The organism is Meiothermus cerbereus DSM 11376 (assembly GCF_000620065.1).
GTDB lineage: Bacteria > Deinococcota > Deinococci > Deinococcales > Thermaceae > Meiothermus > Meiothermus cerbereus.
Map to the genome: position 1 here is coordinate 51,669 of NZ_JHVI01000023.1, position 14,800 is coordinate 66,468.

Sequence of the window (14,800 nt, forward strand, 5' to 3'; positions counted from 1 at the left end):
TCGATCTACCTCTTAGTGGGATTTTACTGGGGTTTGCATAAATATTCATTCAGCGCCTATCTCCTCCTAAAGTCCCTTTGCGCCAGTACCAAGAGGAGTCCGCCAACCACCGCAAAAAGCGCCCATGCCGAACTGCCCCCAAGCGCCAGGATTGCAGCTATCCACAGGCAGATCCCACCCAGCAAATTCAAAACCCATCTCGGCTTCATCTAAAAGTACATGGGCTCGCGCCGCAGGAACTTACCCCGCCCTTTCTCGCCGACAAACTGCCCGTCCCGCACCGCCACCTTGCCGCGCACCGTTACCACGCTGGGCCTGCCGTCAATCTCGAAGCCTTCAAAGCCGTTGTAGTCGTTGTTAACGTGCTGGGTCTTGACCGAGATGGTGCCGCGGTAGTGGGGGTCGTAGACCACCAGGTCGGCATCGCTGCCCACCGCGATGGTGCCTTTGCGGGGGAAGAGCCCAAACAGCTTGGCAGCCTTGGTGCTGGCGGCATCCACGAAGCGGTGTATGTCCAGATGGCCCCGGCTCACACCATAGGTGTAGAGCAGGTTCACTCGGTCTTCGATGGCCGGGATGCCGTTGGGGATGGCAGTAAAGGCATCTTTGCCCATTAGCTTCTGCTCGGTGTCGAAGGGGCAGTGGTCGGTGCCCACGGTGTCAATGAAGCCCTGGGCCAGCGCGTCCCACAGCGCTTTTTGGTTGCGCTTATCGCGCAGCGGGGGCGACATGATGTACTTCATGGCCTCTACCCCACCCCGCTCGGCGTAGGTTTTGTCGAGCAAGAAGTGCGGAATCACCGATTCGATAAAGATGGGCACCCCCCTCGATTTAGCGGCCATGGCCGCATCCAGGGCCGGCTTGCAGGAGAGGTGCACCACATAGCCGGTAGCCCCGGTGTTCTCGAGGAAGGTGGCAAAGCGCGCCGTACCTTCGGCCTCCACCGACTCAGGCCGGCTGGGCTCGTGCCACTCGGGGCCGGTTTTGCCCTCGGACAGTAGCTTTTGCTGCAGCTGCCCCACCAGCTCGGCGTTCTCGCAATGGGCTGTCACGATGACTCCCAGTTCCTTGGCCAGCCGCAAGGTCTGGTACATCTCCCCATCGTCGACGCCGAAGAAGTTTTTGTAGGAGAGGAAGATTTTGAAGGAGCTGATGCCGTCGGCCACGATCTCCCGTAGCTGCCCCTCGGTTTTATCGTCGAACTTGGAGACCGCCATGTGGAAGGTGTAGTCGCAGTAACTGTTGCCCTCGGCCTTGCTCTTCCAGAGTTGATAGCCCTCGAGCGCATCGTCGTTGCGGCTGGGGCAGCACATTTCAATGTAGGTGGTGGTGCCCCCCATCAAGGCCGCCTTGGAGCCGGTCTCGTGGGTGTCCTTGGCAAAGGTGGCCATAAAAGGCAGGTAGATGTGCACGTGGGGGTCAATGAAGCCCGGAAACACGTATTTTCCGGTAGCGTCAATCACTTCTGTGCCGGGCGGAACTTCTAGGTTCTGCCCGATGCGGCTAATGGTTTCGCCCTCGGCGTAGATATCGGCCTTATACCGGCTGTCTGCGGTAACAATTTCACCGTTTTTGATGAGCAGTCCCATACGCACCTCCGTAGATGTAATCGTCCTGGGGAACCAGGTCTTTAGCCATAACGTGCTCGAGGCCCCCCAAGGCCGGCCCTACTCAAACACCCCGCGATAGATTTGGGGCAGCGTGATCTGCCCATCCAAACAAGGCAGCGGGATGTTGCCGTCCCCGGTGAGGTCTTGATGGTTCCAGTGCCCCGCCTCGTCGCGGTACCAGTGCCGCACAAACAGGGTGTCCTGATCGACCACCAGATAGGTGCGAAGGCTGGGGAGACGGGTGTACTCCAGATACTTTTCGCGCAAGTCCACGCTTGCGGTAGATGGCGACAGCACCTCGACCAGAATGCAGGGCTCGGTTTCGTAGTATTCGTCAGGTAGCAACTTGTCGCACACCACCATCACGTCTGGATAGTAAAAGGCCTGCTCGGTGTCGTAGCTGCCCTCCCGGCCCACCCGCAGCTTCATGCCCTCAAGGTAGACCCGGCATGGCCTGCCCTGGGCCATCTGCCAGCACAGGGCGTGAATGTTCCCCGCGACGCGGTTGTGGCGGCTGCTCCCGCCCGCCATCGCATACACCTGGCCCCCCACGTACTCCCGGCGAACCGGGGAGACCTGCTCACTGCTAAGGTACTCCGCAACGCTCATGGGTTTGGCAACCGGCTTGACCATAGACCTAGTGTAACTTCTCCAGGACAGGATTTACCTTGACGTTTTGCCGTTATACGTTCGGCATCTCTTAGTGAATCTCAATCCCCATCTCTTCCCGATACCGCTTCATGGCCTCCCAGTCGGTACCTACCTCGGGCCGGGCCTGGGTGAGTTGGTCCCAGGTGATGGAGGGGCGCCCCGAGGGCAGCTCGACCATCTCGATGCAGCCATCCACCGGGCAGACGTTGTAGCAAAGGCGGCAGCCCACGCAGTCGTCCTCGCGCACCACCGGCTGGGGGCGGGTGCTCACCGCCTCGTGTTTGCCGTTGGAGTGAACATCGTAGCGGTAAGGCGGTACCACCTGGCCGCTAGCATCTACCAGATCAATGCACTGGTGGGCCGTATCGTTGCAGGCCACATAGCAAAGGTTGCAGCGGATGCATTTGTCGGGGTCGATGCGGGCCACCGCCCGGAAGGAGAGGTCGAAGTCCTTGAAGTCGGAAATACGGTGAAGGCTTTTGCCCACCACATCGGAGATAGTCTTGAAGCCTTTGGCATCCATCCAGGCATTGAGCCCGTCGGTCAGGTCTTCGATGATGCGAAAACCATAGTGCATCACGGCGGTGCACACCTGAAGGCTGGTCGCACCCAGCAACAAAAACTCTGCCGCATCTCGCCAGGTTGAGATACCGCCCATACCGCTGATAGGCACACCAGACTGCTTCACCACCGGATCTACGCCCAGAGAAGACAGCATGTTCAGCGCGATAGGCTTAACGGCGGGCCCCGCGTAGCCACCATGACCACCCTTACCCCCGATGCTTGGGGTGATCTCGAGGGTGTCCAGATCTATCCCGATGATAGAGTTGATGGTGTTAATGAGCGAAAGCCCGTTGGCCCCCGCCGCCAGGGCCGCCCGCGCCGGTGGCACCACCGAGGCCACGTTGGGGGTGAGCTTTACGATTACCGGAATCTTAGCGACATCCATCACCCACCGGGTAATCTGCTGGCAGTACTCGGGCACCTGCCCCACGGCGCTGCCCATGCCCCGCTCGCTCATGCCGTGGGGGCAGCCGTAGTTGAGCTCGATGCCGTCGGCGCCGGTGTCTTCGATCTTGAGGATGATGTCCCGCCAAGCCTCGGGGGTAGACTCCACCATGGCCGAAACAATCACCGCCCGGTCGGGCCAGTGGCGCTTCACATCCCGTATCTCCCGCAGGTTGACCTCCAGCGGCCGGTCGGAAATTAGCTCTACGTTGTTAATGGCCAGCATCTTCTGGCCCCCATAGTGCCAGGCCCCATAACGGTTAGACACGTTGAGCACGGGGGCCCCGATGGTTTTCCAGACCGCCCCGCCCCAACCGTACTCGAAGGCCCGGTGCACCTGGGCCCCGGAGTTGGTGGGGGGGGCCGAGGCCAACCAGAAGGGGTTGGGCGACTTGATGCCAGCAAAGTTGATACTGAGGTCTGCCATAAAACTCCTTCACTTGCTTTAGCCCCTTCTCCACTTGTGGGAGAAGGAGTTTAATCAATCGTCTGCTGCCACGCCAGCACTTGGGACGAGCTTGCGGTGTATCGCACGGGCTGCCAGCTTGCCGTCCTGCACGGCCATCACAGTGGAAGCCGAGCCTTTGGCGCGGATGCAGTCGCCACCTGCGTAAACTCCCGGCAGGCTGGTCTGGTAGTCCTGGTCTACCTTGATAAAGCCTTTCTCGGTCTCGAGGTCTAAGAGCTTTGCCACCGCAGGCTTTTCCTGGCCAATGGCCTTCACCACCTGGTCACAAGGCAGCACAAACTCAGAACCTGGCACTGGCACTGGAGCAGGCCGGCCCGTAGCGTCTGGCGCGCCCAGCTGCATCCGCACGCACCTCAAGCCGGTTACTTTGCCGTCCTGAACCAGCACCTCTACCGGCTGGGTAAGGAAGCGAAACTCAATTCCTTCTTTTTTAGCAAACTCAAACTCATGGGGATAAGCAGTCATCTCCTTTTGCGTACGGCGATAGACCATCGTAACGCGCTCAGCCCCCAGGCGCTTGGCGATGGTGGCACAGTCCACAGCGGTATTGCCTGCTCCTATCACCACCACCTCACGCCCCACCTGCAAAGCCCCTGGGTTCATCTTGGAGGTCTCGATATAGCCAAGGCCATCTACAATAAACTCCTCACCAGGAATGCCCAGCGGGGGCACTGCGCCCAGACCCACGCTCAGGAAAACCGCATCAAAGTTGTTGCGAACCTCTTCCCAGCTGAGGTTTTGCCCCAGCTCCATCTGGGTTTTTATCTCGACCCCAAGGCGTTTGACCATCTCGGCCTCGGCCAGGGCCACTTCCACCGGTTCGCGCAGTACAATAATGCCGTACGTTGAAAGGCCATTGGGGAGTTCACGCTTCTCAAACACCGTTACGCTGTGGCCAAGTTTGGCAAGCTCTCCAGCGCAGGTCAGGCCTGCTGGCCCAGCCCCAATTACTGCAACCTTTTTACCGGTAGGCACACCGGGCTTAAACACATCAATGCCCCGCTGGTAAACGTAGTCGGTGGCGTAGCGCTGCAACCGCCCGATCATGATCGGTTTATGCTCGGCCCCCAGTACACAAGCCCCCTCGCATAGCTCTTCTACTGGACAAACCCGTGCACACGTAGCGCCCATCAGGTTGGACTCCAGAATCGTCCGAGCCGAGCCCACCAGGTTCCCTGTAGCAATTTTCTTGATGAAGCGGGGAATATCGATGTGGGTCGGACAGGCCTGGGTACAGGGTGCGTCGTAGCAGTAGAGACACCGGTGGGCCTCGACCACTGCTTCGTGGTCGCTCAGGGGCGGGTGGTACTCACTCAGCACTTCCTCGGGTTTGATAACCTGCACACTTCCTCCTTTGCCAGCCGCTTGTGGAAGTTAAAAAGCCAAGAGACCTTCTCGGTGAGCGATTCACTAAGAAGGTTCGAGCCCTCGCGGGAGCCGATTTAACCCAAATGACCAGGTTATTGATAGTGAATATAAGGACTGAGGCAGAAGCTTGTCAAGCATTTCCGCGCATCCGGCATCCTCCCGGGCTTTTTATGATGACTAAGGGGCCTTCTTTTGCGTAATAGTAAAAAAACGTAGCCTCATTATGTCTTGACTTAAATAGTGATATGCTATATACATATTGCATGTCTTTGAAACGAACCCCATCTAAAAAGAACGCTGCTCGGGAACTGTTGCTGGACATCGCAACTGGCGCCGTTGCAGCCCTGCTGCTGGTGCTGTTTGCCCGAATGGTGCCCGCCTTTTAAGTCAGGCGGGGCCGGTTTTGTCATAACCGGTATGGCCTGTCCCAGATGCACTGTTCTGACCCAGGTCAGGTTCGCTTTACCAAGGGCCTCGCCAGCGCTCCAATGCAGAACAGGCTGGTTGGGAAAAATTGCGCCTAAAATCACAGCATGTACGAGACGCTCGAGGGTACGGTAGTCCACGCGCAGGTCGCTAATATTCACGGAGTAGTTTTTTACGATGTGGTTTTGCAAACCCCAGAGGGAAGGCGCCGTTTACGCTTTCAGGACACCTTTTTGAACCCGCCCCCTAGGGAAGGCGAGCATCTACGGCTCGAACTCATTTTGGGCAACGTTAACGAAGTCAGGCGAATTGCTGCACCTTAGCGGTGCTGTGGGGGTAGCTGATGATGGGTTTCAGAAGCCAAGCTAAACCAACCTTGAGCAAAGAAGGCTCAAGTTCGCTAAGTGTAAGATTTGACCCTATCCCAGCCCCATCTGCCTTTAGAATCTAAGGTATATATCGCTCCCAGTACAGCCGCGAGAGCGACGAATCATAGGCAGAACATAGGAGATAGATACCATATGCGCTTAGAACTACCGGTCATTCCACTGCGAAACACCGTTATCCTTCCCCACACCACCACCCCGGTGGATGTGGGCCGCGCTAAAAGCAAGCGCGCAGTCGAAGAAGCAATGGGGGCCGACCGGTTGATCTTCCTGGTAGCACAGCGTGACCCGGAGGTTGACGACCCCACCCCCGATGACCTGTATGTGTGGGGTGTACAGGCCGTGGTAAAGCAGGCCATGCGCCTACCCGATGGCACCCTGCAGGTGATGGTGGAGGCCCGGGCCCGGGCCGAAGTCAAGGACTATATCCCAGGCCCCTACCTGCGGGCCCGCGGCGAGGTGTTCACGGAAAACTTCCCTGCCGACGATACGGTGGTGCGGGTTTTGGTTGAAGAACTCAAGGATTCTTTCGATAAATACGTGGCAAGCCACAAATCGCTGCGGCTCGACCGCTACCAGCTGGAAGCGGTCAAGGGTACCAGCGATCCGGCCATGCTGGCCGACACCATCGCCTATCATGCCACCTGGACGGTGGCCGAGAAGCAGGAAATCCTCGAGCTCACCGACCTCGAGGCTCGGCTCAAAAAGGTGCTGGAGTTCCTTAGCCGCGACCTCGAGCGCTTCGAGCTGGACAAACGCGTGGCCCAGCGGGTTAAAGACCAGATGGACACCAACCAGCGCGAGTACTACCTGCGCGAGCAGATGAAGGCCATCCAGAAAGAACTTGGCGGCGAGGATGGCCTGGGCGACCTCGAGGCGCTGCGCAAGAAAATCGAGGAAGTGGGCATGCCCGAGGCGGTCAAGACCAAAGCCCTCAAAGAGCTAGACCGGCTCGAGCGTATGCAGCAGGGCAGCCCCGAGGCCACCGTGGCCCGCACCTACCTGGATTGGCTGACCGAGGTGCCCTGGAGCAAAGCAGACCCCGAGGTGCTGGACATCGCCCACACCCGCCAGATTCTGGATGAGGATCACTACGGCCTGAAGGACGTCAAGGAACGCATTCTGGAATACCTGGCGGTGCGACAGCTCACGCAGGGGCTGGATGTGCGAAATAAAGCGCCCATCCTGGTACTGGTAGGGCCGCCGGGTGTGGGCAAGACCTCTTTGGGCCGCTCCATTGCCCGTAGCATGAACCGCAAGTTCCATCGTATCAGCCTGGGTGGTGTGCGCGACGAGGCCGAAATTCGCGGCCACCGCCGCACCTACATCGGGGCCATGCCCGGAAAGCTGATCCATGCCATGAAGCAGGTGGGGGTGGTAAACCCCGTCATCCTACTGGACGAGATTGACAAGATGAGCTCGGACTGGCGCGGCGACCCTGCAAGCGCCATGCTGGAGGTGCTGGATCCCGAGCAAAACAACTCCTTCACCGACCACTACCTCGATGTCCCCTACGACCTCTCCAAGGTGTTCTTCATCACCACCGCCAACACCCTGCAAACCATCCCCCGACCCTTGCTCGACCGCATGGAGGTCATCGAGATTCCGGGCTACACCAACATGGAGAAGCAGGCCATTGCCCGGCAATACCTCTGGCCCAAACAAGTTAAGGAATCGGGCATGGAAGGCAAAATAGAGGTTACCGACGCCGCCATTCTGCGGGTGATCTCCGAGTACACCCGCGAGGCCGGGGTACGGGGCCTCGAGCGCGAACTGGGCAAAATTGCCCGCAAGGGGGCCAAGTTCTGGCTCGAGGGGGCCTGGGAGGGGCTTCGCACTATCGACGCCTCGGACGTACCCACCTATCTGGGCATACCCCGCTTCCGCCCCGACAAAGCCGAGAGCGAGCCCCAGGTCGGTACGGCCCAGGGTCTGGCCTGGACGCCGGTGGGCGGCACCCTGCTGACCATCGAGGTCGCCGCTGTGCCGGGCAGTGGCAAGCTGAGCCTTACAGGTCAGCTGGGCGAGGTGATGAAGGAGTCGGCCCAGGCCGCCCTAACTTATCTGCGAGCTCACACCCAGGAGTACGGCCTACCAGAAGACTTCCACAACAAAGTAGACCTTCACGTACACGTACCCGACGGTGCCACCCCCAAAGACGGCCCCAGCGCAGGCATCACCATGGCTACCGCCATCGCCAGTGCCCTTAGCCGCCGTCCAGCCCGCATGGACATCGCCATGACCGGCGAGGTTAGCCTGCGCGGCAAGGTAATGCCCATTGGCGGCGTGAAGGAAAAACTACTGGCCGCCCACCAGGCCGGCATTCACAAGGTTGTGTTGCCCAAGGACAACGAACCCCAGCTCGAGGATCTGCCCAGGGAAGTGCTGGAAGGGCTGGAAATTAAGCTGGTCGAGGATGTGGGCGAGGTGCTGGAGTACCTTCTGTTGCCCGAGCCAGCCATGCCCCCCGTGGTGCAGACCAACGAAAACCGCCAGCAGCCCGGCGCCGGTGCCTGACCCAATTTAGTAAGCGATTAAGCCCCCATATGGGGGCTTTTTCCATGCTCGTAGGGGATTTCCTGCTATTCGTGAGTATCCCACAAGGCTTTCCAGAAACGCTCCTGTAGCTGTGGCTCCACCAGCAAGCCACCCCCCCGTTTGCGGCGTACCCTGGGCTGCCCGTGCAAACCCTGTTGAGCCAGTACCCGGGCAACCTCTTCCAGCGCCCGGCCCAGATCGCGCGTAGGCCGGTAATAGATTTCACGCCGAAGCTTCCCCAGGGCATCAAAATACTCCACCTGCACCACCGCCCGGCCCTGCTCGAGCCACACCAGCACCTGATCCAGCCTTGCTTCCACCTCTTTAGATTACGCCAGAGGAGCCAGCTATTTGCCAGCCGGTGCTGTATTGCTAAAAAAATAAGCGCAGCTATTTAGCGCTGCGCTTATTGCACGACCAGTCCGCTACTGAAACCTAAAGTTTCTTGAGGGACTGAACCAGTTGCCCCAGTACGTTTTGGGCATCGCCATAGAGCATCCGGGTGTTGTCGGCGTAGAACAGCTCGTTTTCTACCCCCGCGAAACCTTTGCCCTGGCCCCGCTTAATCACGATGGCGTTCTTGGCCTTATCCACCTCTAAAATCGGCATGCCATACAGCGGCGAGCCCTTGCGCCGGGCAGCGGGGTTCACTACGTCGTTGGCGCCGATGACCACTGCCACATCGGCTTGGGGGAACTCGGGGTTGATGTCTTCCAGGTCGTAGAGCTTCTCGTAGGCTACCCCGGCCTCAGCTAGCAACACGTTCATGTGGCCGGGCATACGGCCTGCCACCGGGTGAATGGCAAACTTGACTTCGATACCTTTGGCCTCGAGCACATCCGCCAGCTCACGCAGTTTGTGTTGGGCCTGGGCCACCGCCATGCCATAGCCCGGCACAAAAATCACCTTGGAGGCATAGGCCAGCATGACCGCGGCGTCCTCGAGGTCAATCGGCTTGAGGCTACCCTTAACCTCGCCGCTGTCCTGCTCTACACCAAACCCGCCCACCAGCACGCTCCACAAGCTGCGGTTCATGGCCTTGGCCATCAGCAGGGTGAGCAGGGTACCGGCGGCCCCCACCACTGTACCGGCCACGATGAGGGCAGCATTGCCGATGGCAAAGCCTTCAAAGCCCACCGCCAGCCCGGTAAAGGCGTTGTAGAGCGAGATCACCACCGGCATATCACCCCCGCCAATCGGCAGGGTCATGAGCACCCCAAAACCCAACGCCAGCAGGAAGAACACCAGAATCAAGGGCCCCGACTGGGTGAGGAGCACCATTATGGCCAGCACCAAAGCCCCCACCCCCACCGCCGCATTGACCAGCTTCTGGGCAGGGAACTGGATAGGCCGGCTCGACATCAGGCCCTGGAGTTTGGCAAAGGCGATTAGGCTGCCGGTAAAGGAAATCGAGCCGATCAAAGCCCCCAGGATGGCCAGGAGCTTGAGCCCCTGGGCCTCACCGAACTCCCCCCGCAAAAGCTCAACCGCCGCGATGGCCCCTGCAGCACCCCCCCCCATGCCGTTGTAGATGGCCACCATCTGGGGCATATCGGTCATCTGTACCCGCTTGGCGGCAATCCAGGCCACCACCGTACCGAGGATGACCGCCAGAATCATCAGACCCTGGTTGTGCAGGCCGGGGACAAAAAAGGTAACCAGGGTAGCCGCGACCATCGCCACCCCAGCCCAGATCACCCCACTGCGGGCCGTATTGGGCGAGGACATGCGCTTCAGGCCCAGGATGAAAAGGAAGGCCGTAACAAAGTAAATAAGCTCGACGAAGTTTTCCATAACTGCGGATCGCAAAAGCAGATAGCCAAGTAGCCCTGGGGCTACCGGCGGTCTGTCTTAAGCTACTGACCCCCCTTCGGCTTCCGCTCGAACATTTCCAGCATCCGCTCGGTTACGGCATAGCCCCCAGCAGCATTGGCCGCGCCCAGAATCACCCCAAAAAAGCCAATGGCCTGTTCTAAGGGTGTTTCGGCGTGGCCCAGCACCACCATAGCCCCCACCACCACAATGCCGTGGATGAAGTTGGAACCCGACATCAGGGGGGTGTGCAAAATAACCGGCACCCGGCTAATCACTTCGTATCCGGTAAAAGCCGCCAACAAAAAGATATACAGCGCAGCCCAGGTTGAGTCCATCACGCACCTCCTACCAGCGCCCGGGTGGGCGCATGGGTGATCTCGCCTTGGTGGGTCAGAAGAGCCCCTGCCAGAATTTCGTCGCCCCAGTCGGGCGCAAGCTGCCCATCTTTGATAAGCAGCTTGGATAGGTTGTAGAGGTTTTTGGCGTACATCTCGCTGGCGTGCACCGAAAGCGCACTGGGCAGGTTCAAAGGCCCCACCACCCTGACCCCGCCGACCTCGAGGGTCTGTCCAGGCTGGGTTAGCTCGCAGTTGCCACCAGACTCAGCAGCCAGGTCTACAATCACCGCGCCAGGGCTCATGCGCTCCACCATGTCTTTGGTAATGAGGATGGGCGCTTTGCGGCCCGGAATCTGGGCGGTGGTGATCACCGCATCCATGCTGCCCACTTCTTTGGCCAGGGCCTCGTGCTGAATTTTCTTTTCTTCTTCGGTTAGCTCGCGGGCATAGCCCCCTTCGCCCTCGGCGCTGATGGGCAGCTCAATCACCTTGGCCCCCAGCGAAAGGGCCTGCTCGGCAGCGGCTTTGCGCACATCGTAGGCCCAGACGTTAGCCCCCAGGCGGCGCGCAGTGGCGATGGCCTGCAAGCCCGCCACCCCCACACCCATCACCATCACCTTGGCCGGACGGATGGTACCAGCGGCCGTGGTGAGCATGGGGAAGAAGCGGCTGCTCTCGCGGGCCGCAATCAGGGCCGCCACGTACCCGGCCACGGTGGCCTGGGAAGACAGCACATCCATGCTCTGGGCACGGGTGATGCGGGGCACCAGCTCCATAGCCAGGGCGGAAATCTTGCCCGTAGCCATGGCCTGCACCCGCGACGGGTTGCGGTGGGGGTACATCAGGCCCGCCACAATGGTACCGGGCTCGAGCTGGGCCAGGTCAGGCTCTTCCAGGGGCTGCACGGTAAACACCACCTGTGCACCTTTGAATAGCTGGTCTCTGGTAACCACGTCAGCCCCAGCGTTGCGGTAAGCGTCGTCGCTGTAGTAGGCCTGGGCGCCTGCGCCCGTCTCGAGGCGTACCGCCCAGCCTTCCTTGATCAGACGGCCCACTATCTCTGGCGTAAGCGCCACCCGGCGTTCGCCCGGGGCGGTCTCTTTGGGAACTGCGATTAAAACCATTGAACCTCCTATAAAAAACGTGCCGCAGCGTTGGTATACCTTCTCCGCAGGGAAGTATACCAGTGTGGGAATAGAGAGCAACGTCCCGTTCCAAACAGTTGACCTTAGTTCGCCCACATCAATACAATCACTTTTGTTCAGATAAGGAGCGCTTGTGGATTTCCAGGGAAAAGTGGTGGTCGTGACCGGGGGCGCTTCGGGCATGGGGGAAGCTACGGCACGAGAGTTTGCTCGTTCAGGCGCCCACGTGGTGATTGTGGATCGCAACCAGGAGCGCGCCCCACAGATCGCCAGTGAGATCGACGCAGGGGCCCAGGTTGGGGATGTGAGCGATTCGGCTTTTTGCAACGCGGTGGTAGCAGATACCCTGGCCCGGTACGGTCGGCTCGATGTGCTGGTCAATGCAGCAGGCATCATCGTGCGGGCCAGCGGCGAGGAGACCAGCGACGAGCAGTGGCAGCGCATCATGGCCGTGAACGTGAGCGGCACCTTCTTTATGTGCCGGGCTGCCATCAAAGCCATGAAACCCCAGGGCAGCGGCGCCATCGTCAATTTTGGCTCCATCTGGGGCGAGCTGGGGGCCGCTGGGGTGGCCGCCTACTGCGCCAGCAAGGGGGCGGTGCACAACCTTACCCGCGCCCTGGCCCTCGACCATGCCAAAGACGGCATCCGCATCAACGCGGTCTGCCCCGGCGAGGTCAACACCCCTATGCTCCAGTCCGAGCGCAAGGAACCCGTCACCCCCGAACTGCTGCAACGCCTGGCCGAGACTGTGCCGATGGGCCGCCTGGCCGACCCGCGCGAGATTGCCCAGGTGGTGCTTTTTCTGGCCTCGAGCCAAGCCAGCTACATGACCGGCTCGCTGGTACTGGTAGACGCCGGGTTCGCAGCCCGCTAAAGTACCGGCTGGCTACAAACTCACCCGAAGGGAGCACGTCATGGAATACCGCAATCTGGGCCGAACCGGCGTCAAGGTCGCGCCTTTGGCCCTGGGAACCGACAACATCCTGAACCCCACCCCCGAAAAAGAAGCCCAAAAGATGATTTTGCGCGCCATAGAGGCCGGTATCAACCTGATTGACACTTCCAATAGCTACATGCAGGGCGAGGCCGAGCGGGTGATCGGCCAGACCCTCAAAGAAAGCGGCCTGCGCGAGCAGGTAATTGTGGCTACCAAAGCCCACTACCCCACCGGCCCCGGCCCCAACGACCGGGGGAACTCGAGGCTCCACCTGATGCGGGCTTGTGAAGACTCGCTAAAGCGCCTGCAGACCGACCACATTGACCTGTACCAACTGCACCGCCCGGTCTTCGACATGCCCATTGACGAGACCCTCGCGGCCCTGACCGACCTGGTGCGCCAGGGCAAGGTGCGCTACATCGGCAGTTCCACCGCTCCGGCCTGGAAGGTGCTGGAGGGCATACTGGTGAGTGAGCTGAAGGGCTACGTGCGTTTTATATCCGAGCAGCCACCCTACAATTTGCTGGATCGGCGCATCGAGAACGAGCTAATTCCCATGGCCCAGGCCTATGACCTGGCCCTGTTGCCCTGGTCTCCCCTGGCCATGGGGATGCTGGCCGGGCGCTACACCGACCAGGAGCTTCGCCCGGAAGGTTCCCGCGCCCGTTTGAGGGGCGGAATTTATGCTGAGCGGGTCTCTGATCGGGCCGTACAGATGGGCAACCGTTTTGTAAAACTGGCCCGCGAGGCCGGCTACGACCCCGCCCAACTAGCCATCCTGTGGGTCAAGGATCAGCCGGGCATCACAGCGCCCATCATCGGGCCTAAGAGCTTAGAACAGCTCGAGCACCTCCTCCCGGTGCTGGAGATGTCCTTACCTGAGGACATCCGGGCCGCCTGCGATGGGTTGGTGCCGCCAGGCAGCGCGGTAGCCAACTTTCACAACTCGGCCCCCTGGATGAAAATGCAGCTGGAGGTAGGTTGAGCCAGCCCAATTTGGAAACTCATACCAGATTCGGTTAGTTCGTCACCGTTCGGTGACGAACTAACCCGACCGAAGGGAGTGCTCTAGGATTCAAAAAGATAGCCTCTTAACACTTTTTGTTTGAAGATTATCTTTTTGAATCCGGTATCAGAAGCCCTTCAGCGCCCCCCGCAATAGCATAACGCCCGGCCATACATTGGCCGGGAATTTGAAACAAAAAGCGCACTTGCCTCGCTTGATTCAATACTTTTACCTGAGGCGGGCAGCTTTGAGCCAAACTGTATATAACGCTTAAGGCAGATTTACTGTGCTGGATTCGGAGAAGAGCCCACAGAGGCCGTAGCAGCCGAAGGTTTGGCACCGGGGGCCATGACCATGTTCATGTCCCGGCCCAGCATCTCTGGGCGCATTTCCACAAAACCAACACCTTCCAGATCTCTGGCAATGCGATCCAAAAGCTTGTAGCCCAGTTCCTGGTGGGCCATCTCACGCCCGCGGAACATAATCGTGACCTTGACCTTGTGCCCTTCCTCAAGGAAGCGCCTTATGTGCCCAAGTTTGGTGTTATAGTCGTGGGCCTCAATTTTGGGCCGGAGCTTCATGCTCTTGAGTTCGGTGCGCTTGGCTTTCTTGCGGGCCTCCTTCTCGGCTTGCTGCTGCTCGTAGCGCCACTTTCCGTAGTCGAGCAGTTTGGCGACCGGAGGAACCGCATTGGGCGAGACCAGAACCAGGTCATATTCGCGCTCTTTAGCCATGCGCAAGGCTTCACGGGTATCCACTACCCCAACCTGTGTGCCGTTTTCGTCAATCAGGCGTACCTGACGCACCCGAATCCGCTCATTTACTGGAACATCTTTGGTTATAAGTTCACCTCCGCAAGCAACAAACCCAGCTGAGTTGAGTTGCCTACATCCTCGAGTGTACACAAAAAGCGGGTTACGCGGCAACGCTTGGGTGCCATGGGGTGCATCTCAGCAATTCCGTACAGGGAAAGCCCTCCACCTCAGGGCCTCGAAGGCCACCAGCGGATGGGAACTACATAGCTGGGCGCGGTGGGCTGCTGTGCGCGAAGCCCCAGGGCGACTCCACTGCATCCCCGAGCGTTTCATGCGGGCACCGAT

Annotated in this window: 14 protein-coding genes; 5 read left to right on the forward strand and 9 right to left on the reverse strand. The window is 59.7% G+C overall.

The annotated features are described in order from the left end of the window. Nucleotides 1–209: 209 nt before the first annotated feature. The 4 genes from hydA to Q355_RS0109590 all read right to left on the reverse strand — a co-directional run bounded on the left by hydA (nt 210) and on the right by Q355_RS0109590 (nt 5,082). A complete protein-coding gene (gene hydA, locus Q355_RS0109560) occupies nt 210–1,589 on the reverse strand; it encodes a dihydropyrimidinase (RefSeq protein WP_027877603.1) in 1,380 nt (459 codons plus the stop codon). A 78-nt stretch (nt 1,590–1,667) separates the two neighbouring features. After that, nucleotides 1,668–2,243 (reverse strand): Uma2 family endonuclease, encoded by a 576-nt coding sequence (locus tag Q355_RS0109565; protein WP_027877604.1) that lies wholly within the window; start codon nt 2,241–2,243, stop codon nt 1,668–1,670. Nucleotides 2,244–2,310: 67 nt separating this feature from the next. Beyond that, on the reverse strand, nt 2,311–3,696 hold the full coding sequence (gene preA / locus Q355_RS15690; RefSeq protein ID WP_036259177.1) for an NAD-dependent dihydropyrimidine dehydrogenase subunit PreA: 1,386 nt from the start codon (nt 3,694–3,696) through the stop codon (nt 2,311–2,313). Nucleotides 3,697–3,750: 54 nt separating this feature from the next. Next, nucleotides 3,751–5,082: an NAD(P)-dependent oxidoreductase gene (locus Q355_RS0109590; protein WP_036259179.1), complete on the reverse strand. Its 1,332-nt coding sequence runs from the start codon at nt 5,080–5,082 to the stop codon at nt 3,751–3,753. Nucleotides 5,083–5,369: 287 nt separating this feature from the next. Here Q355_RS0109590 and Q355_RS17230 point away from each other — a divergent pair, with 287 nt between their 5' ends. The 3 genes from Q355_RS17230 to lon all read left to right on the forward strand — a co-directional run bounded on the left by Q355_RS17230 (nt 5,370) and on the right by lon (nt 8,435). Next, complete coding sequence (locus Q355_RS17230; RefSeq protein WP_281172016.1) at nt 5,370–5,492, forward strand: hypothetical protein; 123 nt, start codon at nt 5,370–5,372, stop codon at nt 5,490–5,492. A gap of 147 nt (nt 5,493–5,639) precedes the next feature. After that, nucleotides 5,640–5,855, forward strand: a complete 216-nt coding sequence (locus tag Q355_RS0109600) for a hypothetical protein (RefSeq protein WP_027877608.1) — start codon at nt 5,640–5,642, stop codon at nt 5,853–5,855. A 198-nt stretch (nt 5,856–6,053) separates the two neighbouring features. Continuing rightward, on the forward strand, nt 6,054–8,435 hold the full coding sequence (lon, locus tag Q355_RS0109605) for an endopeptidase La (RefSeq protein WP_027877609.1): 2,382 nt from the start codon (nt 6,054–6,056) through the stop codon (nt 8,433–8,435). Nucleotides 8,436–8,500: 65 nt separating this feature from the next. Here the strand turns inward: lon and Q355_RS0109610 are convergent, their stop codons facing one another. The 4 genes from Q355_RS0109610 to Q355_RS0109625 all read right to left on the reverse strand — a co-directional run bounded on the left by Q355_RS0109610 (nt 8,501) and on the right by Q355_RS0109625 (nt 11,733). Further along, the gene (locus tag Q355_RS0109610) at nt 8,501–8,776 is read right to left on the reverse strand and encodes a hypothetical protein (RefSeq protein ID WP_027877610.1); all 276 of its coding nucleotides are present in this window, start codon (nt 8,774–8,776) and stop codon (nt 8,501–8,503) included. A 115-nt stretch (nt 8,777–8,891) separates the two neighbouring features. Further along, nucleotides 8,892–10,250, reverse strand: a complete 1,359-nt coding sequence (locus tag Q355_RS0109615) for an NAD(P)(+) transhydrogenase (Re/Si-specific) subunit beta (RefSeq protein ID WP_027877611.1) — start codon at nt 10,248–10,250, stop codon at nt 8,892–8,894. A 62-nt stretch (nt 10,251–10,312) separates the two neighbouring features. Beyond that, a complete protein-coding gene (locus Q355_RS0109620; RefSeq protein WP_013014151.1) occupies nt 10,313–10,606 on the reverse strand; it encodes an NAD(P) transhydrogenase subunit alpha part 2 in 294 nt (97 codons plus the stop codon). Beyond that, nucleotides 10,606–11,733, reverse strand: coding sequence for a Re/Si-specific NAD(P)(+) transhydrogenase subunit alpha (locus Q355_RS0109625; protein WP_027877612.1), 1,128 nt, complete (start codon nt 11,731–11,733; stop codon nt 10,606–10,608). Before Q355_RS0109625 ends, Q355_RS0109620 begins: the two co-directional genes overlap by 1 nt. A 154-nt stretch (nt 11,734–11,887) precedes the next feature. On the opposite strand from Q355_RS0109625, the gene Q355_RS0109630 reads away from it, so the two are divergent. Continuing rightward, a complete protein-coding gene (locus Q355_RS0109630; protein ID WP_027877613.1) occupies nt 11,888–12,631 on the forward strand; it encodes an SDR family NAD(P)-dependent oxidoreductase in 744 nt (247 codons plus the stop codon). A 40-nt stretch (nt 12,632–12,671) separates the two neighbouring features. After that, nucleotides 12,672–13,679: an aldo/keto reductase gene (locus Q355_RS0109635; RefSeq protein ID WP_027877614.1), complete on the forward strand. Its 1,008-nt coding sequence runs from the start codon at nt 12,672–12,674 to the stop codon at nt 13,677–13,679. A 302-nt stretch (nt 13,680–13,981) separates the two neighbouring features. Here Q355_RS0109635 and infC read toward each other — a convergent pair whose 3' ends face one another. After that, complete coding sequence (gene infC, locus Q355_RS0109640) at nt 13,982–14,542, reverse strand: translation initiation factor IF-3 (protein WP_084496097.1); 561 nt, start codon at nt 14,540–14,542, stop codon at nt 13,982–13,984. Between the last annotated feature and the right edge of the window lie 258 nt (nt 14,543–14,800).

What these genes read in the sequence shown, in the direction of transcription:
- hydA (WP_027877603.1), bottom strand. Translation starts at nt 1,589, where the DNA reads ATGGGACTGCTCATCAAAAACGGTGAAATTGTTACCGCAGACAGCCGG.
- Q355_RS0109565 (WP_027877604.1), bottom strand. Translation starts at nt 2,243, where the DNA reads ATGGTCAAGCCGGTTGCCAAACCCATGAGCGTTGCGGAGTACCTTAGC.
- preA (WP_036259177.1), bottom strand. Translation starts at nt 3,696, where the DNA reads ATGGCAGACCTCAGTATCAACTTTGCTGGCATCAAGTCGCCCAACCCC.
- Q355_RS17230 (WP_281172016.1), top strand. Translation starts at nt 5,370, where the DNA reads ATGTCTTTGAAACGAACCCCATCTAAAAAGAACGCTGCTCGGGAACTG.
- Q355_RS0109600 (WP_027877608.1), top strand. Translation starts at nt 5,640, where the DNA reads ATGTACGAGACGCTCGAGGGTACGGTAGTCCACGCGCAGGTCGCTAAT.
- lon (WP_027877609.1), top strand. Translation starts at nt 6,054, where the DNA reads ATGCGCTTAGAACTACCGGTCATTCCACTGCGAAACACCGTTATCCTT.
- Q355_RS0109615 (WP_027877611.1), bottom strand. Translation starts at nt 10,250, where the DNA reads ATGGAAAACTTCGTCGAGCTTATTTACTTTGTTACGGCCTTCCTTTTC.
- Q355_RS0109620 (WP_013014151.1), bottom strand. Translation starts at nt 10,606, where the DNA reads ATGGACTCAACCTGGGCTGCGCTGTATATCTTTTTGTTGGCGGCTTTT.
- Q355_RS0109625 (WP_027877612.1), bottom strand. Translation starts at nt 11,733, where the DNA reads ATGGTTTTAATCGCAGTTCCCAAAGAGACCGCCCCGGGCGAACGCCGG.
- Q355_RS0109635 (WP_027877614.1), top strand. Translation starts at nt 12,672, where the DNA reads ATGGAATACCGCAATCTGGGCCGAACCGGCGTCAAGGTCGCGCCTTTG.